19 protein-coding genes are annotated in these 18,996 nt (G+C 75.2%); all 19 read left to right on the top strand.

Annotation, left to right across the window (positions count from 1 at the left end; genetic code table 11):
• Positions 1-16: 16 nt before the first annotated feature.
• The 19 genes from AC1050_RS02605 (at position 17) to AC1050_RS02515 (ending at position 18,985) form a co-directional block, all read left to right on the top strand.
• Positions 17-688: a hypothetical protein gene (locus tag AC1050_RS02605; RefSeq protein ID WP_482385821.1), complete on the top strand. Its 672-nt coding sequence runs from the start codon at positions 17-19 to the stop codon at positions 686-688.
• Positions 685-1,197: a hypothetical protein gene (locus AC1050_RS02600; protein WP_482385820.1), complete on the top strand. Its 513-nt coding sequence runs from the start codon at positions 685-687 to the stop codon at positions 1,195-1,197. Before AC1050_RS02605 ends, AC1050_RS02600 begins: the two co-directional genes overlap by 4 nt.
• A gap of 110 nt (positions 1,198-1,307) precedes the next feature.
• The gene (gene efp / locus AC1050_RS02595) at positions 1,308-1,871 is read left to right on the top strand and encodes an elongation factor P (RefSeq protein WP_482385819.1); all 564 of its coding nucleotides are present in this window, start codon (positions 1,308-1,310) and stop codon (positions 1,869-1,871) included.
• A 1-nt stretch (position 1,872) separates the two neighbouring features.
• Positions 1,873-2,289 (top strand): transcription antitermination factor NusB, encoded by a 417-nt coding sequence (gene nusB, locus AC1050_RS02590; RefSeq protein WP_482385818.1) that lies wholly within the window; start codon positions 1,873-1,875, stop codon positions 2,287-2,289.
• 351 nt (positions 2,290-2,640) lie between these two features.
• Positions 2,641-3,036, top strand: a complete 396-nt coding sequence (locus tag AC1050_RS02585; protein WP_482385817.1) for a hypothetical protein — start codon at positions 2,641-2,643, stop codon at positions 3,034-3,036.
• A gap of 145 nt (positions 3,037-3,181) precedes the next feature.
• Positions 3,182-3,772, top strand: coding sequence for a bifunctional pyr operon transcriptional regulator/uracil phosphoribosyltransferase PyrR (pyrR, locus tag AC1050_RS02580; protein WP_482385816.1), 591 nt, complete (start codon positions 3,182-3,184; stop codon positions 3,770-3,772).
• Complete coding sequence (locus AC1050_RS02575; protein WP_482385815.1) at positions 3,769-4,776, top strand: aspartate carbamoyltransferase catalytic subunit; 1,008 nt, start codon at positions 3,769-3,771, stop codon at positions 4,774-4,776. The genes pyrR and AC1050_RS02575 overlap by 4 nt, the downstream gene beginning before the upstream one ends.
• Positions 4,773-6,125, top strand: coding sequence for a dihydroorotase (locus tag AC1050_RS02570; RefSeq protein ID WP_482385814.1), 1,353 nt, complete (start codon positions 4,773-4,775; stop codon positions 6,123-6,125). The genes AC1050_RS02575 and AC1050_RS02570 overlap by 4 nt, the downstream gene beginning before the upstream one ends.
• Complete coding sequence (locus AC1050_RS02565; protein WP_482385813.1) at positions 6,125-6,667, top strand: PH-like domain-containing protein; 543 nt, start codon at positions 6,125-6,127, stop codon at positions 6,665-6,667. The genes AC1050_RS02570 and AC1050_RS02565 overlap by 1 nt, the downstream gene beginning before the upstream one ends.
• A complete protein-coding gene (carA, locus tag AC1050_RS02560) occupies positions 6,664-7,890 on the top strand; it encodes a glutamine-hydrolyzing carbamoyl-phosphate synthase small subunit (RefSeq protein WP_482385812.1) in 1,227 nt (408 codons plus the stop codon). Before AC1050_RS02565 ends, carA begins: the two co-directional genes overlap by 4 nt.
• Positions 7,890-11,225, top strand: coding sequence for a carbamoyl-phosphate synthase large subunit (gene carB, locus AC1050_RS02555; protein WP_482385811.1), 3,336 nt, complete (start codon positions 7,890-7,892; stop codon positions 11,223-11,225). Before carA ends, carB begins: the two co-directional genes overlap by 1 nt.
• Positions 11,222-12,079, top strand: coding sequence for an orotidine-5'-phosphate decarboxylase (gene pyrF / locus AC1050_RS02550; RefSeq protein ID WP_482385810.1), 858 nt, complete (start codon positions 11,222-11,224; stop codon positions 12,077-12,079). The genes carB and pyrF overlap by 4 nt, the downstream gene beginning before the upstream one ends.
• Before the next feature lie 341 nt (positions 12,080-12,420).
• Positions 12,421-12,732 (top strand): integration host factor, actinobacterial type, encoded by a 312-nt coding sequence (gene mihF / locus AC1050_RS02545; protein WP_324845308.1) that lies wholly within the window; start codon positions 12,421-12,423, stop codon positions 12,730-12,732.
• A 63-nt stretch (positions 12,733-12,795) separates the two neighbouring features.
• A complete protein-coding gene (gene gmk / locus AC1050_RS02540; RefSeq protein WP_482385809.1) occupies positions 12,796-13,371 on the top strand; it encodes a guanylate kinase in 576 nt (191 codons plus the stop codon).
• Positions 13,372-13,417: 46 nt separating this feature from the next.
• Complete coding sequence (gene rpoZ, locus AC1050_RS02535) at positions 13,418-13,681, top strand: DNA-directed RNA polymerase subunit omega (protein WP_203667121.1); 264 nt, start codon at positions 13,418-13,420, stop codon at positions 13,679-13,681.
• Positions 13,682-13,694: 13 nt separating this feature from the next.
• Positions 13,695-14,933 (top strand): bifunctional phosphopantothenoylcysteine decarboxylase/phosphopantothenate--cysteine ligase CoaBC, encoded by a 1,239-nt coding sequence (coaBC, locus tag AC1050_RS02530; protein WP_482385808.1) that lies wholly within the window; start codon positions 13,695-13,697, stop codon positions 14,931-14,933.
• Between the two features lie 10 nt (positions 14,934-14,943).
• Positions 14,944-16,152: a methionine adenosyltransferase gene (metK, locus tag AC1050_RS02525; RefSeq protein ID WP_482385807.1), complete on the top strand. Its 1,209-nt coding sequence runs from the start codon at positions 14,944-14,946 to the stop codon at positions 16,150-16,152.
• Positions 16,153-16,175: 23 nt separating this feature from the next.
• A complete protein-coding gene (locus tag AC1050_RS02520; RefSeq protein WP_482385806.1) occupies positions 16,176-18,371 on the top strand; it encodes a primosomal protein N' in 2,196 nt (731 codons plus the stop codon).
• Entirely contained in the window at positions 18,368-18,985 is a 618-nt protein-coding gene (locus AC1050_RS02515) for an HAD family hydrolase (RefSeq protein WP_482385805.1), read from the top strand. Before AC1050_RS02520 ends, AC1050_RS02515 begins: the two co-directional genes overlap by 4 nt.
• Positions 18,986-18,996 lie beyond the last annotated feature (11 nt).

Raw genomic sequence — 18,996 nt, 5'->3', positions numbered from 1 at the left:
GTCCTAACCTCGTCCCATGTGGACGATGACGGTCGACCAGGAGGGGAGCCGCCGGGTCGGCGACCGGGTCGAGGCGCTCCTGGCCGGGCTGGCGGAGGCCTCGCCGCTGGTCGGCGAAGTGCCGGGCGCGGTCGTCCTGCCGTTCGAGCGGACGGTCGGTGACGAGGTGCAGGCCGTCCTGGCCAGTCCCGACCTGGTGGTCGCGCTGGCGCTGCACCTGGTGCGGACCGGGGGGTGGAGCATCGGCATCGGGGCCGGCGTGGTCGACACGCCGTTGCCGCCGTCGTCCCGGGCGGGCTCCGGCAGCGCGTTCGTGCACGCGCGCGACGCGGTCGAGGCGGCCAAGTCCCGCCTGCGCAGCGTGCCCCTGGCGGTGCGCGGTGACCGGGCGGACCTGGCGGCCGAGGCCGAGGGCGTCCTCGTCCTGCTGGGTTCGGTCGTCGCCCGCCGCACCGAGCCGGGCTGGGCCGTCGTCGACCGGCTGACGGGCGCGTCGGGCGCGTCCGGCGTGCGGCAGGAGGACCTCGCCGCCGACCTCGGCATCAGCCAGCAGGCGGTCAGCGCGCGCCTGCGGTCGGCGCTGTGGTTCGAGGAGGCCGCCGCGCGTCCGGCCGCGGCGCGCCTGCTCCGGCTGGCCGGCGGGTCCGGTCACGATGGGCAGCCGGACGACCGCGAGGGGGAGGCATGACGCCGCTGTGGGGAGCCGTGGTCGTCGTGGCCGCGCTGGTGGTCAGCGGCGGACTCGGCTGGGTCGCGGCCGCGGGCGTCCTGCGCCTGGCGGACCGGGGCGGCCGTGCGGGCCGGGCCCGCGCCACCACCGTCCCGGCGGCGCGCGTGGAGCCGGGCAACCGGCACGACACCGCGTACCGCAAGGGGCGCGCGAACCGGAAGCCGGCCAAGGGCGGCGGCGCCGGTCGGTCGGCCGGCGACGGCCCGGACGGCGAGCGCGCCCGGCAGAAGCTGCGCGGCGGCACCTGGATCGGCGTGCTCGAGCGCCTCGCCGTCACCGGCACGCTGCTGGCCGGCGAGCCCGGGGGAGTCGCCGTGGTGGTGGCGGTCAAGGGTCTCGGCCGGTACCCCGAGCTGCGTGCCGGGGACGACCCCGCCGTGTCCGAGCGGTTCGTGATCGGCACGCTCGCGTCGCTCGTCTGGTCGGCGGGCGTCGGCGTGCTCGGCCGGTGGCTGCTGACCCGCTGATCCGGTGCCGCCGCCCGCACGCTAGGATGGTCGGCGGCTCAGCCCCGTCCGCGACCCGCGGGCGTGCGTGGCGGCCGACCGACGCACCCCAGGACAGGAAGCAGCGACACGTGGCGACGACGAACGACCTCAAGAACGGCACCGTGCTGAAGATCGACGGCCAGCTCTGGACGGTCATCGAGTTCCAGCACGTGAAGCCCGGCAAGGGCGGCGCGTTCGTCCGCACCAAGCTCAAGAACGTCCTGTCCGGCAAGGTCGTCGACCGGACGTTCAACGCGGGCCTGAAGGTCGAGACCGCGAACGTCGACAAGCGCGACATGCAGTACCTGTACAAGGACGGCGACGACTTCGTGTTCATGGACACGGACACGTACGACCAGATCACCGTCCCGGCCGCCACGGTGGGCGACGCCGCGAACTTCATGCTCGAGAGCACCAGCGCGATGGTCGCGACCAACGAGGGCGTGCCGCTCTACGTCGAGCTCCCGCCGTCGGTGACGCTCATGGTCACCTACACCGAGCCGGGCCTGCAGGGCGACCGCTCCTCCGCCGGCACCAAGCCCGCCACGCTGGAGACCGGCTACCAGATCCAGGTCCCGCTGTTCCTGGAGACGGACACCAAGGTGAAGGTCGACACCCGCGACGGCAGCTACCTGGGTCGCGTGAACGACTGACGTGGGTGCACGCACCAAGGCCCGCAAGCGGGCCCTCGACGTCCTCTTCGAGGCGGAGCAGCGCCGGCTCGACCCGCTGACCGTGCTCGCCGACCGGATCGCCCAGCCCGGCACCGAGGCGGCCCTGCCGCAGTACTCGGTCGACCTGGTCGAGGGCGTCCAGGCGCAGCGCGCGCGGATCGACGAGGTCATCGCGACGCACTCCCACGGCTGGACGATCGAGCGGATGCCCGCGGTCGACCGCGAGCTGCTGCGGATCGGCACCTGGGAGATCCTCTTCAACGACGACGTGCCGGACGCGGTCGCCGTGGACGAGGCCGTCGAGCTGGCCCGCAGCCTGTCGACGGACGAGAGCCCGGGCTTCGTCAACGGCCTGCTCGGCCGCCTGGTCGACCTCAAGCCGACCCTGCTGGCCTGAGTCGCCGCGTGCTGCACGGCCCCCGTCCCGCCCGGGACGGGGGCCGTTCTGCGTCTCACGGGGATGGCCGGTGACGGGCTGCCCTCGCTAATGTCGGTGACACCAGGTGAGGGTCGACGAACGCCCCGAGCGCCCCGCGAGAGCGCGAGGCGAGGGGCAGCCGCCGCTCGACCGGCCTCCACGACGTGCTGCGTACCGCTCCGGTGCGCGCTGACGCGGAGAGGTCGCGACATGCGCATGACGTCGTCGAGCAGGAATTCTGCGGGGCCGACGGCGTTGGTGGTCGGCGCGCTCCTCGCCTGCGGAGGTTGCGGTCCCGGGGACGCACGCCCGTCCCCGACCGCTGCCGAGGTGATCGGCGGGTACCTGGGCACCGCCCCCACTCCCGCGCTGCTCGCCGCGCTCCGGTCGGGGGCGGTCGACGAGGAGGCGTACCGCTCCGGGTTCGAGCGGTACGCCTCGTGCCTCCGCGATGCCGGTCACGCGGTGGTCGTCGTCGACGAGACCGGCCCCGTGCTGGACTACCGCGTCCGCGCGGAAGCCGCGGCGGACGACGACCGCTGCTACCACTCCGAGTTCGCGCCGCTCGACGACGCGTGGCAGCTGGCGAACGCCGACACGTCGCGCTGGGAGCTCGAGCTCGGCGAGTGCCTCGCTACGCACGGGATCAGGCCCGGCCGCTCGCTGGACACGATGGAGTTCCAGCGCGCCGCGCTGCGGGTCGACCTGAGTGCCTGCCTGGCGTGAGGCGCGGGCGTGCCCGGCGGAGGTGGCACGGGTCACGGGCGCCGAGGGTGGACGCGCGGGGCGCGGCCCGGCCGTGCTGTGTAAGGTGCCCGGGACAGGCATTCCTTTAACACCGTCCCGTGAGGCGGGGAAGGAGACGGCCCGGATGACTTCCGGTACCCCCGTGCCCGACGACGTGAGCGCCACCGGCGCCACCGTCGTCCTGGGCGAGCAGGACGTGGCCCGCGCGCTGACGCGCATCGCCCACGAGATCCTCGAGCGCAACAAGGGCGGCGACGACCTCGTCGTCCTCGGCATCCCGACCCGCGGCGTCCCGCTGGCGCGCCGGCTGGCGGAGCGGCTGGCCGCCGTCGAGCCGGGCCTGGTCGCCGAGCACCTGGTCGGCAGCCTGGACGTCACGATGTACCGCGACGACCTGGCCCAGCACCCCACCCGCACGATCGGCGCGACGAGCGTCCCGGCGGGCGGCATCGACGGCAAGGTCGTCGTGCTGGTGGACGACGTGCTCTACTCCGGCCGCACGATCCGCGCGGCGCTGGACGCCCTGAACGACCTCGGCCGCCCGCGGGCGGTGCAGCTCGCGGCGCTGGTCGACCGGGGGCACCGCGAGCTGCCGATCCGCGCGGACTTCGTCGGGAAGAACCTGCCGACCTCGACCGCCGAGCGGGTGCGGGTGCTGCTGGCGGAGACCGACGGCCGGACCGCGGTGGTCATCGAGAGCGGGGACGCGCGATGAGGCACCTGCTGTCGACCGCCGACCTGGACCGGGCCGCGGCGATCCGGGTCCTGGACACCGCGAGCCAGATGGCCGCGACCCAGGGCCGGCAGATCAAGAAGCTGCCGACGCTGCGCGGCCGCACGGTCGTCAACCTGTTCTTCGAGGACTCCACCCGGACCCGGATCTCGTTCGAGACGGCCGCCAAGCGGCTGAGCGCGGACGTCATCAACTTCTCGGCCAAGGGGTCGAGCGTGTCCAAGGGCGAGTCGCTCAAGGACACCGCGCTGACCCTGCAGGCGATGGGCGCCGACGCGATCGTGATCCGGCACCAGGCCTCGGGCGCGCCGCACACGCTCGCGCACGCCGGCTGGACGGACGCGGCCGTGGTGAACGCGGGCGACGGGATGCACCAGCACCCGACGCAGGCGCTGCTGGACGCGTTCACGATCCGCCGGCGCCTGACCGGCACCACGGACAACCCCGACGGCGTCGGCGACGACCTCGCCGGGCTGCACGTGGCGGTCGTGGGCGACGTGCTGCACAGCCGGGTCGCGCGGTCCAACGTCGACCTGCTGCACACGCTCGGCGCCCGCGTCACGCTGGTGGCGCCGCCGACGCTGCTGCCCGTCGGCGTCGGACCGTGGCCGGCCGAGGTGTCCTACCGGCTGGACGACGTCCTCGCCCAGGGGCCGGACGCGGTGATGATGCTCCGCGTGCAGCGCGAGCGGATGTCGACGGCGGGCGGCGGGTTCTTCCCGAGCCCCCTGGAGTACACCCGGCTGTACGGCCTGGACGCGCGCCGGCTCGCGGCGCTGCCGGACCACGCGATCGTGCTGCACCCCGGCCCGATGAACCGCGGCCTGGAGATCTCGGCCGTCGCGGCGGACTCGCCGCGCTCGGTGATCGTGGAGCAGGTCGCGAACGGCGTGGCCGTCCGGATGGCCGTGCTGTACCTGCTGCTGTCCGGCGACGGCGACACCCTGACCAGCCCCAGCACGAGCGCGACCGGAGTGACGGCATGACGACGCAGTACCTGCTCAAGGACGTGGCGCCGCTCGGCGGCGCCGCCACCGACGTGCTGGTCGCCGGCGGGCTGATCGCCGCGATGGGCGCCGAGGCGGGCGACGCGGCGGAGAACGCCCCGGACGACCTGCACATCGTCGACGCGACCGGGATGGTGCTGCTGCCCGGCCTGGTCGACCTGCACACCCACCTGCGCGAGCCCGGCCGGGAGGACGCCGAGACGATCGCGTCCGGCACCCGCGCCGCCGCGGTCGGCGGGTTCACCGCGGTGCACGCGATGGCCAACACGACGCCGACCCAGGACACCGCGGGCGTCGTCGAGCAGGTGTGGCGGCTCGGCACCGCGGCGGGCTGGGTCGACGTGCACCCGGTCGGCGCGGTCAGCGTCGGGCTGGCGGGGGAGCACCTCGCCGAGCTCGGTGCGATGGCGGACTCCGCGGCCCGGGTGCGGGTGTTCAGCGACGACGGCAAGTGCGTGCACGACCCGGTGCTGATGCGCCGCGCGCTGGAGTACACCAAGGCGTTCGACGGCGTGGTCGCGCAGCACGCGCAGGAGCCGCGGCTGACCGAGGGCGCGCAGATGCACGAGGGCGTCGTGTCGGCGGAGATCGGCCTGGCGGGCTGGCCCGCGGTGGCCGAGGAGGCGATCATCGCCCGCGACGTGCTGCTCGCCGAGCACGTCGGCGCCCGGCTGCACGTCTGCCACCTCTCGACGGCCGGCTCGGTGGAGATCATCCGCTGGGCGAAGTCCCGGGGCATCGACGTGACCGCGGAGGTGACGCCGCACCACCTGGTGCTCACCGACGAGGAGGCCCGCGGCTACGACCCGGTGTTCAAGGTGAACCCGCCGCTGCGCACGCAGGCCGACGTCGACGCGGTCCGCGCGGGCCTGGCGGACGGCACGATCGACATCGTCGCGACCGACCACGCCCCGCACACCCGCGAGGACAAGGACTGCGAGTGGGCGGCGGCCGCCTTCGGCATGACCGGGCTGGAGACGGCGCTGTCCGTCGTGCAGCAGACGATGGTCGACACCGGCGCGCTCACCTGGGCCGACGTCGCCCGGGTGCTCTCCACGACGCCCGCGCGGATCGGCCGGGTCGAGGACCACGGCCGGCCGCTCGCGGTGGGGGAGCCGGCCAACCTCGTGCTGGTCGACCCCGCCGCGCGCCGGGTCGTCGTCCCGGCGGAGCAGGCCACCGCCGCGGAGAACACCCCGCTGCGCGGCCGGGAGCTGCCGGGGCGGGTCGTCGCGACCTTCCTGCGCGGCCGCGCCACCGTGCTGGACGGCGTGCCGCAGGACGACCCCGCGGACCCGCGGTTCGCCGCCGGGCGGGTGACGCCCTGATGCCGCCCTGGCTCTCCGTCACGATCCTGTTCGTGCTCGGCCTCGCGCTGCTGACGGGCATGGCCCTCGGCTGGCGGCGGCTGCAGCGCGGCACGGGCACGATGCCCGCCCCGCCGGCCGTCCCGGACGCGGACGCGCTGGGCGCGGCCCGCACCGAGGCGTTCGACGCCGTGTACGTGTCCAGCACCCGGGCCGGGGACTGGCTCGACCGGGTCGGCGAGCACGCCCTGGGCGTGCGCTCGGTGGCCACCGTCCAGGTGCACGACGCGGGCGTGGTGGTCCGACGACGAGGCGCGCCGGACGTGTTCGTGCCGCGCGCCGCCCTGCGCGCGGTCGGCACCTCCGGCGGCATGGCCGGCAAGGTCGTCGGCGGCGAGGGGCTGGTCGTCCTGACCTGGACCCCCGACGCCGCCCGCGACCCCCGCGGCCTCGACACGGGCCTGCGCCTGCGGCACCCCCGCCAGGGGGACGAGCTGCGCGCGGCCGCACAGACACTGATCGGATCGACGCCCGCCACGAGCGGGCATGAGGAGAACTCATGACGGACGCACTGCTGGTCCTGGAGGACGGGCGGACGTTCGCCGGCGAGGCCTACGGGGCCACCGGCACGACCTGGGGCGAGATCGTCTTCAACACCGGGATGACCGGGTACCAGGAGACGCTCTCCGACCCGAGCTACCACAAGCAGATCGTCGTGATGACGGCGCCGCACGTCGGCAACACCGGCGTCAACGACGAGGACCCCGAGTCGGGCCGGATCTGGGTGTCCGGCTACGTGGTGCGCGACCCCGCGCGCCGGGCGTCGAACTGGCGCTCCACCCGGTCCCTCGACGAGGAGCTCGCGGCGCAGGGCGTCGTGGGCATCTCCGGCATCGACACCCGCGCCCTGACCCGGCACCTGCGCGAGCGCGGCGTGATGCGCGCCGCCATCGTGTCCGGCGACGCGCTGCGCGACGCCGCGGGCCGGGCCCGCGCGGTGGAGGACCTGGTCACCGAGGTGCGCGAGCGCCCGCAGATGGCCGGCGCCGACCTGGCGGGCGAGGTCTCCACCGACACCGCCTACGTGGTCAGGGCCCTCGGTCCCGACGGCCAGGAGCTGGCCGAGCCGGTGGCGCGCGTCGCCGCGGTGGACCTCGGCATCAAGTCGATGACCCCGCACCGGATGGCGGAGCGCGGCATCGAGGTGCACGTGCTGCCCGCGCAGTCGTCCATCGAGGACGTGCTCGCCACCGGGCCCGACGGCGTGTTCTTCTCCAACGGCCCCGGCGACCCGTCGGCGGCGGTGCACGAGGTCGAGCTGCTCCGCGACGTGCTGGACCGGAGGATCCCGTTCTTCGGCATCTGCTACGGCAACCAGCTGCTCGGCCGGGCGCTCGGCTACGGCACCTACAAGCTCGGCTACGGCCACCGCGGCGTGAACCAGCCGGTGCTCGACCGCGCCACCGGCCGGGTCGAGATCACCGCGCACAACCACGGCTTCGCGGTCGACGCGCCGCTGGACGACGTGTCCGTCGCCCCGCACGACGGCGGGCGGTACGGCCGCGTGACCGTGTCGCACGTCGACCTCAACGACGACGTCGTCGAGGGCCTGGCCGCCCTCGACCTGCCGGCCTTCTCCGTGCAGTACCACCCCGAGGCCGCGGCGGGCCCGCACGACGCCGCCTACCTGTTCGACCGGTTCCTGGACCTGATGCGCGAGCCCGACAAGGGTGCCGCTGCTGCCGGCCAGGCCACCGACGTCACCTCCACCACGAAGGGCGCCTGATGCCTCGCCGCACCGACATCCACTCCGTCCTCGTCATCGGCTCCGGCCCGATCGTCATCGGCCAGGCCGCGGAGTTCGACTACTCCGGCACCCAGGCCTGCCGCGTGCTCAAGGAGGAGGGCCTGCGGGTCGTCCTGGTGAACTCGAACCCGGCGACGATCATGACCGACCCGGAGTTCGCCGACGCGACCTACGTCGAGCCGATCACCACCGAGGTGCTCACCTCGATCATCGCCAAGGAGCGCCCCGACGCGATCCTGCCGACGCTGGGTGGCCAGACCGCGCTGAACGCGGCGATCGCCCTGGACGAGGCCGGCGTGCTGGCCGAGTACGGCGTCGAGCTGATCGGCGCCAACATCCCCGCCATCCAGAAGGGCGAGGACCGCGAGCAGTTCAAGCAGGTCGTCGAGGTCTGCGGCGGCGAGTCCGCGCGCTCGGCCATCGTGCACACGCTCGACGACGCGCTCGGGGCCGTGCAGGACCTCGGCTACCCGGTGGTCGTGCGGCCGTCGTTCACCATGGGCGGCCTCGGCTCCGGCATCGCCTACGACGAGACGGACCTGCGCCGGATCGTCGGGCAGGGCCTGCACTACTCGCCGACCACCGAGGTGCTCCTCGAGGAGTCCATCCTCGGCTGGAAGGAGTACGAGCTCGAGCTGATGCGCGACAAGCACGACAACGTCGTGGTCGTCTGCTCCATCGAGAACGTCGACCCGGTCGGCGTGCACACCGGTGACTCCGTCACCGTCGCCCCGGCCCTCACGCTGACGGACCGGGAGTACCAGCGGCTGCGCGACATCGGCATCGCGGTCATCCGCGAGGTCGGCGTCGACACCGGCGGCTGCAACATCCAGTTCGCGGTGCACCCCGACACCGGCCGGATCATCGTCATCGAGATGAACCCGCGCGTGTCCCGGTCCTCCGCGCTGGCGTCGAAGGCCACCGGCTTCCCGATCGCGAAGATCGCGGCGCGGCTGGCCGTCGGCTACACGCTGGACGAGATCCCCAACGACATCACCGGCTCCACCCCGGCGTCGTTCGAGCCCACGCTCGACTACGTCGTGGTCAAGGTGCCGCGGTTCGCGTTCGAGAAGTTCCCGGCCGCCGACCCGACGCTCACCACCACGATGAAGTCCGTCGGCGAGGCCATGGCCATGGGCCGCAACTTCACCGAGGCGCTCGGCAAGGCGATGCGCTCGATCGACCGCAAGGGCACGACGTTCCACTGGGACGACGAGCCGCTGACCGGCGAGGCACTCGACGCCCTGACGGCGACCATCTCGCGGCCGACCGAGCACCGCCTGGTCGACGTGCAGCAGGTGCTGCGCGCCGGCGTGTCCGTCGACGAGGTCTACGCGCGCACCGGCATCGACCCGTGGTTCCTCGACCAGCTGCAGCTGATCAACGAGGTCGCCGCGGCGACCTCCGCCGCGCCCGAGCTGAGCCGGGCCGTGCTGGCGCGGGCCAAGCGGCACGGCCTGTCGGACGTGCAGATCGCGTCCCTGCGCGGGGACAGCGAGGACGTCGTGCGCGGCGTCCGGCACGCGCTCGGCGTGCGCCCGGTCTACAAGACGGTCGACACCTGCGCGGCCGAGTTCGCGGCCCGCACGCCGTACCACTACTCGTCCTACGACGAGGAGACCGAGGTCGCCCCGCGCACCCGGCCGGCGGTGCTGATCCTCGGCTCCGGCCCGAACCGGATCGGCCAGGGCATCGAGTTCGACTACTCCTGCGTGCACGCCACGCTGGCGCTCAAGGGCGAGTTCGAGACCGTCATGGTCAACTGCAACCCCGAGACCGTGTCGACCGACTACGACACCGCCGACCGCCTGTACTTCGAGCCGCTGACGTTCGAGGACGTGCTCGAGGTGTACGAGGCCGAGAAGGCCGCCGGCCCGGTCGCCGGCATCATCGTGCAGCTCGGCGGGCAGACCCCGCTGTCGCTCGCGCAGCGGCTCCAGGACGCCGGTCTGCCGATCCTCGGCACCCCGCCGGCCGCCATCGACGCCGCCGAGGACCGCGGGGCGTTCGGCGCCGTGCTCGCCGCCGCCGGGCTGCCCGCGCCGGCCTTCGGCACCGCGACGACCCTCGCGGTCGCCCGCGAGACCGCCGCGCGGATCGGGTACCCCGTGCTGGTCCGCCCGTCCTACGTGCTCGGCGGCCGCGGCATGGAGATCGTCTACTCCGACGAGCAGCTGACCGAGTACGTGGAGCGGGCGCTGGTCGACGCGACCGCGCGCGGCGGCAGCCTGCCGCCCCTGCTGATCGACCGGTTCCTGGACGACGCCATCGAGATCGACGTGGACGCGCTCTACGACGGCACCGAGCTGTTCCTCGGCGGCGTCATGGAGCACATCGAGGAGGCCGGCATCCACTCCGGCGACTCGGCGTGCGTGCTGCCTCCCGTCAGCCTGTCCGAGTCCGAGCTGCAGCGGATCCGGGTGTCGACCGAGGCCATCGCGGCCGGGGTCGGCGTGCGCGGCCTGCTGAACATCCAGTTCGCGCTGGTGTCCGACGTGCTCTACGTCCTCGAGGCGAACCCCCGGGCGTCCCGCACGGTGCCGTTCGTGTCCAAGGCCACCGGCGTGCCGCTGGCCAAGGCGGCGGCGCTGGTGATGACCGGCCGGTCGATCGCCGACCTGCGGGCGTCCGGCGTGCTGCCGGCCGAGGACGCGAGCGTCATCGACCTGGACGCGCCGATCGCCGTCAAGGAGGCCGTGCTGCCGTTCAAGCGGTTCCGCACCGCCGACGGCACCGTGGTCGACACCGTGCTCGGCCCGGAGATGCGCTCGACCGGTGAGGTCATGGGCTTCGACACCGACTTCCCGACGGCGTTCGCCAAGTCGCAGTCGGCGGCGTTCGGCGGCCTGCCGACGTCGGGCCGGGCGTTCATCTCGGTCGCGGACCGGGACAAGCGCTCGATCGTGTTCCCGGTGAAGCGGCTCGCGGAGCTCGGCTTCGAGATCCTCGCCACCGAGGGCACCGCCGTGGTGCTCAAGCGCAACGGCATCGACTCCCGGGTGGTGCGGAAGTTCTCCACCGGCCGGGGCCCGGACGGCGAGCCGACGATCGTCGACCTGATCTCCGCCGGCGAGGTCGACATCGTCGTGAACACCCCCTCGGGCCAGGGCGCCCGCGCCGACGGCTACGAGATCCGCGCGGCGACGACGGCGGCCGACAAGGCCATCGTCACGACCGTGCAGCAGCTCGGCGCCGCGGTGCAGGGCATCGAGGCGGCGCTGGCCGGGCCGTTCGGCGTGGCGAGCCTCCAGGAGCACGACGCGGCCACCGCCGCGCGGCGCGCCGCGACCGCGGCCGCCCGGGTGACCGCGTGAGGCCGTTCGGCGCGCGGCTCGCGGCGGCGATGTCGGCGCACGGCCCGCTGTGCGTCGGCATCGACCCGCACGTCGCGCTGCTGGACGCCTGGGGGCTGCCCGACAGCGCCGAGGGGCTGCGCCGGTTCGCGCTGACGGTGCTGGAGGCCGTCGGCGGGTCCGTCGCGGCGGTCAAGCCGCAGGCCGCGTTCTTCGAGCGGCACGGCTCCGCCGGCGTCGCGGTGCTGGAGGAGGTCGTGGCCGCGGGCCGCGACACCGGCACGCTCGTGGTGATGGACGCCAAGCGCGGCGACATCGGCTCGACGATGGGCGCCTACGCCGACGCCTACCTGCGGGACGGCTCGCCGCTGGCCGCCGACGCGCTCACCGTCTCGCCGTACCTCGGGTTCGGCTCGCTGGCCCCGGCCGTCGACGCCGCCCTGGCCACCGGGCGCGGGCTGTTCGTGCTCGCGCTGACCTCCAACCCGGAGGGCGCCGCCGTGCAGCACGCCCGGGACGCCGAGGGCGTCGCCGTGGCGGACCGCGTGGCCCGGGCGGCGGGGGCGGCGAACGCGGCCGAGCTCGAGCGTGCCGGGGGAGACCTCGGCTCGATCGGGCTGGTCGTCGGCGCCACCATCGGCGACGCCGCCGCGCGGCTCGGCGTGGACCTCGCCGCCGTGCGCGGGCCGCTGCTGGCCCCGGGCGTCGGCGCGCAGGGCGCGGGCCCGGCCGAGCTGGCCGCGGTGTTCGGCGCGGCGCGCTCGTCGGTGCTGGCGTCGTCCTCGCGCGGCGTGCTGGCCGCGGGCCCGGACGTGCGCGCCCTGCGCGACGCCGCCCGGGCCGCCGCCGACGCGGCGGGCGCCGCCCTGCGCTGACCCGGCTCCGCCCTGCGCTGACCCGGCGCCGGCCCTGCGCCGGCCCGCGGAGGTCCGCCGCCCGCCGAGGTCGTCACTACGCGGCGAGGTCGTCAGGTACGTGTGACGACCTCGCCGGTGTGGGACGACCTCGGCAGCCGTGGCGTCCCGTGGCGCCCCCGTGGCGGACGGGCCCGGCGAGCCGGTGACGCCGACACGCTGTGCAAACGTGCCCCTTCGCCCATTGCGTGCCATCCTCGGGAGATGGGGTCCACGGGCTCCGGCGCGACGCAGCACCGGGGGCAGCGGATCACCGTGGTTCCATGTCCCTGCCTCCGAACTGTGATGAGAAGGTGACTCACGTGGCACTTCCGACTCTCACCCCCGAGCAGCGTGCAGCGGCTCTGGAGAAGGCCGCCGCCGCCCGCCAGGCCCGTGCGGAGGTCAAGAACCGGCTGAAGTACTCGCAGGGCACGCTCTCCGAGGTCATCGCCCAGGGCCAGAAGGACGAGACCATCGGCAAGCTCAAGGTCCTCGCCCTGCTCGAGTCCCTCCCGGGAGTGGGTAAGGTCAAGGCACGCCAGATCATCTCCGAGATCGGCATCTCGGAGACGCGCCGCGTGCGTGGCCTCGGCCCGCACCAGGTGAAGGCGCTGGTCGACCGGTTCGGCTGAGCCGGCACCCCCCGTCCTGCGGCCCCGCGAGGGGCCGCACAACTCCAGGAGCACCCGAGAAGCATGACGACGTCGCGCGCCCGGCTGACCGTTCTCGCCGGACCGACCGCCGTCGGCAAGGGCACCGTGTCCGCCGACCTGCGTGCCCGGTACCCCCAGGTCTGGCTGTCCGTGTCCGCCACCACCCGGTCCCCCCGGCCGGGCGAGGTGGACGGGGTGCACTACCACTTCGTCACGCCCGAGCAGTTCGACGCGATGGCGGCGGACGGCGAGCTGCTGGAGTGGGCCGTGGTGCACGGCAGGAACCGCTACGGCACGCCGCGGCGGCCGGTCGAGGAGCGGCTGGCCGCCGGTGAGCCGGCGCTGCTGGAGATCGACCTCCAGGGCGCGCGGCAGGTGCGGACCACGATGCCCGAGGCGCAGTTCGTGTTCCTGGCGCCGCCGTCGATGGACGAGCTGGTGCGCCGGCTCGTCGGGCGCGGCACCGAGGACGAGGAGGAGCGCGCGCGCCGCCTCGCCACCGCGGAGGTGGAGATGGCCGCCGAGCCCGAGTTCGACCACGTGATCGTCAACGACGAGGTGCGGCGCGCCACCGACGAGCTGGTCGCCCTGATGGGGCTGCCGGTCGCGGTAGACTGACCGGCAGACTTTCGTCCGCCACCCCCTCAGAGCACCGGGAGCCACCGTGTCCGGAACCGTCGCCGAGCCCATCGGCATCACCGACCCGCCGATCGACCGCCTGCTGGAGCGCGCGGACTCGAAGTACGCGCTGGTCATCTACTCCGCCAAGCGCGCCCGCCAGATCAACGCCTACTACTCGCAGCTCAACGAGGGCCTGCTCGAGTACGTCGGCCCGCTGGTGGAGACCCGCCCGCAGGAGAAGCCGCTGTCCATCGCGATGCGCGAGATCGACGCGGGCCTGCTGACGGTCACCGCGAACGAGGCCTGAGACCGGGCCTGACGTGCGCGTCGTCCTCGGCGTGGCCGGCGGCATCGCCGCCTACAAGGCCGCCCACGTCCTGCGGCTGCTGACCGAGGCGGGGCACGACGTGCGCGTCGTGCCCACCCGGGCGGCCCTGGAGTTCGTCGGTCGTGCCACCTGGGAGGCCCTGTCGGGCCACCCGGTCACGTCCGAGGTGTTCGACGACGTGCCCGAGGTCGCCCACGTCCGGCTCGGCCGGCAGGCCGACCTGGTCGTCGTCGCCCCCGCCACCGCGGACCTGCTGGCCCGCGCCGCGTCGGGACGCGCGGACGACCTGCTCGCCGCGACGCTGCTCACGGCGACCTGCCCCGTGCTGATGGCCCCGGCCATGCACACGGAGATGTGGCAGCACCCGGCCACGCGCGCCAACGTCGCGACGCTGCGCGAGCGCGGCGTCCAGGTGCTCGACCCGGACTCCGGCCGGCTGACCGGCGCCGACAGCGGGCCCGGGCGCCTGCCGGAGCCCGAGGCCATCGCCGCGGCCGCGCTCGCGCTGGTCGACGCCGAGGGCAAGCCGCGCACCCGCGACCTGCTGGGCCGCACGGTCGTCGTGTCCGCCGGGGGCACCCGCGAGCCGCTGGACCCCGTGCGGTTCCTCGGCAACCGGTCGTCGGGCCGTCAGGGCGTGGCCCTGGCCCGGACCGCGCTGGCCCGCGGCGCCGAGGTCACCCTCGTCGCCGCCAACCTCACCGTGCGCCCGCCCGCCGGCGTGCACGTCGTGCCGGTCGAGACCACCGCCGAGCTGCGCACCGCCGTCCGCTCGGCCGCGGAGCGCGCCGACGTGGTGGTGATGGCCGCGGCCGTCGCCGACTTCCGGCCCGCGTCCGGGTCGGCGCACAAGATCAAGAAGCAGGCGGACGGCTCCGCCCCGCCGCTGGCGCTCGTGCAGAACCCCGACGTGCTGGCCGAGCTGGTCACCGACCCGCCCCGCACGTCCGGCCGGCAGGTCGTCGTCGGGTTCGCGGCAGAGACCGGCGACGCCGAGGGCGACGTGCTGGAGCACGGCCGGGCCAAGGCCCGCCGCAAGGGCGCCGACCTGCTCGCGGTGAACGCCGTCGGCGAGGGCCGCGGCTTCGGCACCGAGCACAACGCGGTGACGCTGCTCGACGCCGCGGGCGAGCGCGTGGCGTCCGTCGAGGGCAGCAAGGACGAGGTCGCCGACGGCATCTGGGACGCGGTGCTGGGGACGTTGCCGGAAGCAGCGGGCGCGGACCAGTAACCTGTCCGGCATGACGACAGCTGACACGCGCCTGTTCACGTCCGAGTCCGTGACCGAGGGGCACCCGGACAAGGTCTGCGACCAGATCTCGGACGCGATCCTGGACGCGATCCTGGAGCAGGACCCGACGGCGCGCGTGGCCGTCGAGACCATGGTGACCACGGGCCTCGTGCACGTGGCCGGCGAGGTCACCACGTCCGCGTACGTCGAGATCCCGCAGATCGTCCGCCAGGTCGTGCGCGGCATCGGCTACACCTCCTCGGACATCGGCTTCGACGGCGACTCGTGCGGCGTGTCCGTGTCGATCGGCCAGCAGTCGCCCGACATCGCCCAGGGCGTCGACAAGGCGTGGGAGTCCCGCCAGGACGCCGAGGACCACGACCCGCTCGACCTGCAGGGTGCCGGCGACCAGGGCCTCATGTTCGGCTACGCCTCCGACGACACCGCCAGCCTGCTGCCGCTGCCGATCTACCTGTCGCACCGGCTGGCCGAGCGCCTCGCGCTGGTCCGCAAGGAGGGCGTCGTCCCCGAGCTGCGCCCCGACGGCAAGACCCAGGTGACCGTCGGCTACGACGGCGACCGGGCGGTCCGCCTCGACACCGTCGTGCTCTCCACCCAGCACGGCCCGTCGGTGCAGCTCGAGGCCGAGCTCGCGCCGGCCATCGCCGAGCACGTCGTCAACCCGGTGCTCGAGGCCGCGGGCCTGGACCTGGACACGAGCGACTACCGGCTGCTGGTCAACCCGACCGGGCAGTTCGTCGTCGGCGGTCCGCAGGGCGACGCCGGCCTGACCGGTCGCAAGATCATCGTCGACACCTACGGCGGCATGGCGCGCCACGGCGGCGGCGCGTTCTCCGGCAAGGACCCGTCGAAGGTCGACCGCTCCGCCGCCTACGCCATGCGGTGGGTCGCCAAGAACGTCGTGGCCGCGGGCCTGGCCCGCCGCTGCGAGGTGCAGGTCGCCTACGCCATCGGCAAGGCGCACCCCGTCGGCCTGTACGTGGAGACCTTCGGCACCGAGACCGTGCCGCTGGACCGCCTGACCGCCGCCATCCGCGAGGTGTTCGACCTGCGCCCGGCCGCGATCATCCGCGACCTGGACCTGCTGCGGCCCATCTACCGGCAGACCGCGGCCTACGGGCACTTCGGCCGCGAGCTGCCCGACTTCACCTGGGAGCGCACGGACCGCGTGGACGCGCTGCGCTCCGCGCTCGCCTGAGCGCCCCCGGTGCCGGTGGGTCGATGACGACGGGGGCGACCGGAACCCCGGAGCAGCCCACGCTCAGCGGGCTCGACGCGCCGGCGTCCCCGCGCCCGCGCCGTCGTGCGCGGGCGCGGGACGTCGACGTCGAGCCCGCCGCCGACCTGCCCGTCGCCCGGGTCGCGGTCGAGCTGTCGCCCGCGCACCTCGACCGGCCGTTCGAGTACCTGGTGCCGGCCACGCTCGCCGACGCGGCCGTGGCCGGCACCCGGGTCAAGGTGCGGTTCGGCGCCCAGGACGTCGACGGCTTCGTGCTCGACCGCACGGCCGAGCCCGAGCACGACGGGGCTCTCGTGCCGCTGCGCCGGGTGGTCTCCGCCGAGCCCGTGCTGACGCCCGCCGTCGCGCGGCTCGCACGGGCCGTCGCCGACCGGTACGCCGGGACGCTCGCCGACGTGCTCCGGCTCGCCGTGCCGCCGCGGCACGCCCGGACCGAGGCGGAGGTGCCGCCGGGCGCCACCCCGTCCGACACCCCGCCGTCCGACGACCCGCCCGCAGACGGCCCGCGCCCGCGCCCGACCCCGGCCGCCGGCGCCACGCCCGTGCCCGCAGGGCCTGCGTGGACGCCCTACCGCGGCGGCCCGGCGTTCCTCGCGCACCTCACCGCCGGCGGCGCGCCGCGCGCCGCGTGGTCGGCGCTGCCCGGGGACGCGGGGGAGCGCTGGCCCGACGCCGTGGCGCAGGCCGCCGCCGCCACGCTCGCGAGCGGCCGCGGCGCGCTCGTCGTCGTGCCCGACGCCCGGGACGTCGACCGCGTCTGCGCCGCGCTCGTGGCGGCCGGCGTGCCCGCGTGGTCGCCGGACGGCACCGACGCCTCCCACGTCCGGCTGATGGCCGACGACGGCCCGTCCCGCCGGTACCGGGCCTACCTCGCCGCGCTGCGCGGGCACGCCCGGGTGGTCGTCGGCACCCGCGCCGCCGCGTTCGCGCCGGTGCGGGACCTCGGCCTGGCGGTCTGCTGGGACGACGGGGACGACCTGCACGCCGAGCCGCGCGCCCCGTACCCGCACGTGCGCGAGGTGCTGGGCCTGCGCGCCGAGCTGGAGGGCTGCGGGCTGCTGCTCGCCGCGCACGCCCGGTCCACGGAGGTGCAGGCCCTCGTCGAGTCCGGCTGGGTCCGCCCGGTCGCCGCCGACCGCGACGTGGTGCGGGCGCGCACCCCGCGGGTGCGCGCGCTGACCAGCCTGGAGCTGGCCCGCGAGGGCGCCGCCGCCGCGGCACGGCTGCCCGGCGAGGCGTGGCGCACCATCCGGGAGCGGCTGGCCGACGGGCCCGTGCTGGTCCAGGTCCCGCGCGCCGGCTACCTGCCCGCCGTGGCCTGCGCCCGGTGCCGGGAGATCGCCCGCTGCGCGCACTGCCACGGCCCCCTGCAGATCGGGTCGGGCGACGGTGCCGCGCAGTGCCGCTGGTGCGGCCGCCTCGCGATCGGGTGGCGGTGCGAGGCGTGCGGCAACGGCACCTTCCGCTCCGTGGCCGTGGGGTCCGACCGCACCGCCGAGGAGCTCGGCCGCGCGTTCCCGGGCGCGACCGTGCGGACGTCCGGGGCCCGGTCGGCGGGCGGCGTCCTCGCGGAGGTGCCCGACCGGCCGGCGCTGGTGGTGTCGACGATCGGTGCCGAGCCGGTCGCCGTGGGCGGGTACGCCGCCGCCGTGCTGCTCGACGCCGCCGTGACCACCGGGTCGACCTCCCTGCGCGCGACCGAGGACGCCCTGCGCACGTGGCTCGCCGCCGCGGCGCTCGTCCGGCCCGCGCGGGACGGCGGCGTCGTGCTGCTGGTCGGCGACGGCGCCGAGCGGCCCACGCAGGCGCTGGTGCGCTGGGACCCCGTGGGCCTGGCCGAGCGCGAGCTGGCCGAGCGGGCCGAGGTCCGGCTGCCGCCCGTCGTCCGGGTCGCCGAGCTCACCGGCACCCGCGAGGTCGTCGCCGCGGTGCTCGCGCGCGTCGAGCTCCCGCCCGGCTCCGACGTGCTCGGCCCGGTCCCGCTGCCCGAACCGCTCGCGCACGGCGCCACCGCCGTGCAGGAGTCGCTCGACCCGCCCGTCCGCACGCTGGTGCGGGTACCGGTCGCGCACGGCCGGGCCCTGGCCCGGTCGCTGGCGGCGTCGCTCGCCGTGCGCAGCGCGCGCCGCGAGGGCGGGTCCGTCCGCGTCCGGCTCGACCCCGAGGAGATGCTGTGACCCGCGCACCCGTCGACGCCGTCGTGTTCGACCTGGGCAACGTCCTGGTCCGCTGGGAGGCCGCCCGCGCGTTCGACGGCCGGCTCACCGACGCCGAGGTCGAGCAGTTCTTCGCCGACGTCGACTTCCCGGCGCTCAACCTCCGGCAGGACGCCGGCCGGCCGTGGCGCGAGGCGCGCGCCGAGGTGGCGCGCACCCACCCCCAGCACGCGCCGCTGCTCGACCTGTACGTCGAGCGGTTCGCGCACGCCCTGCCGGGCCCCGTGCCGGGCAGCGCGGAGGTCGTCGACGACCTGCGGGCCGCGGGCGTGCGGGTGCTCGGCCTGACCAACTGGTCCGCCGAGACCTACCACCACGCCGTCCCCGCCGCCCCGGTGATCGGCCGCCTCGAGGCCGTCGTCGTCTCCGGCCACGAGGGCGTCGTGAAGCCCGACCCGCGGATCTTCCGGGTGCTGGCCGAGCGGCACCACCTCGACCCGGCGCGCACCGTCTTCACCGACGACAGCCCCGCCAACGTCGAGGGCGCGGCCGCGCTGGGGTACCAGGCCGTGCTGTTCACGTCGGCCGCCGCGCTGCGGGCGGAGCTGGTCGCGCGCGGCGCGCTGCCCGCCTGACCTGCACGCCC

It is taken from the genome of Cellulomonas sp. NEAU-ZC6 (assembly GCF_056844425.1).
The sequence above is the reverse complement of the archived record's forward strand: the minus strand, read 5'-3'. Positions and strand labels throughout refer to the sequence as shown.

Bases quoted from the DNA above. Each gene is read 5' to 3' on its own strand.
- AC1050_RS02600 (WP_482385820.1), top strand. From the start codon at position 685: ATGACGCCGCTGTGGGGAGCCGTGGTCGTCGTGGCCGCGCTGGTGGTC.
- metK (WP_482385807.1), top strand. From the start codon at position 14,944: ATGACGACAGCTGACACGCGCCTGTTCACGTCCGAGTCCGTGACCGAG.
- carB (WP_482385811.1), top strand. From the start codon at position 7,890: ATGCCTCGCCGCACCGACATCCACTCCGTCCTCGTCATCGGCTCCGGC.
- AC1050_RS02570 (WP_482385814.1), top strand. From the start codon at position 4,773: ATGACGACGCAGTACCTGCTCAAGGACGTGGCGCCGCTCGGCGGCGCC.
- AC1050_RS02575 (WP_482385815.1), top strand. From the start codon at position 3,769: ATGAGGCACCTGCTGTCGACCGCCGACCTGGACCGGGCCGCGGCGATC.
- carA (WP_482385812.1), top strand. From the start codon at position 6,664: ATGACGGACGCACTGCTGGTCCTGGAGGACGGGCGGACGTTCGCCGGC.
- AC1050_RS02565 (WP_482385813.1), top strand. From the start codon at position 6,125: ATGCCGCCCTGGCTCTCCGTCACGATCCTGTTCGTGCTCGGCCTCGCG.
- AC1050_RS02605 (WP_482385821.1), top strand. From the start codon at position 17: ATGTGGACGATGACGGTCGACCAGGAGGGGAGCCGCCGGGTCGGCGAC.
- AC1050_RS02520 (WP_482385806.1), top strand. From the start codon at position 16,176: ATGACGACGGGGGCGACCGGAACCCCGGAGCAGCCCACGCTCAGCGGG.
- pyrR (WP_482385816.1), top strand. From the start codon at position 3,182: ATGACTTCCGGTACCCCCGTGCCCGACGACGTGAGCGCCACCGGCGCC.
- gmk (WP_482385809.1), top strand. From the start codon at position 12,796: ATGACGACGTCGCGCGCCCGGCTGACCGTTCTCGCCGGACCGACCGCC.